Consider the following 270-nt stretch of genomic DNA (forward strand, 5'->3'; position numbering starts at 1 on the left):
GGAGTGGTCGTCGCCGGCCTGGCCCTCGCCGGCCCCGCCGCGGCGGGTGGCGGACGACCAGGCACCCAGGACCTGAATCGATGGGCGGAGGACACCTGGCAGTCCCTCGTGGCGATGACCGACGAGGAGACCGGGCTTCCTGCCGACAACGTCACCGGCGATCTCGAGACCTCGAGTGCCTACACCTCGCCGACGAACATCGGCGGGTATCTCTGGTCGACCGTCACCGCGCGCGACCTCGGCATCATCACCGCCGACGAGGCGCGCTCG

1 pseudogene is annotated in these 270 nt (G+C 71.1%); it reads left to right on the forward strand.

Going from position 1 to position 270, the window contains the following annotated elements:
• Positions 1-270 (forward strand): annotated as a pseudogene (locus SB658_RS24190) (hypothetical protein); the annotation flags it as partial.

Source organism: Bacillus sp. SIMBA_008 (assembly GCF_046535495.1).
Taxonomy (GTDB): domain Bacteria; phylum Bacillota; class Bacilli; order Bacillales; family Bacillaceae; genus Bacillus; species Bacillus subtilis.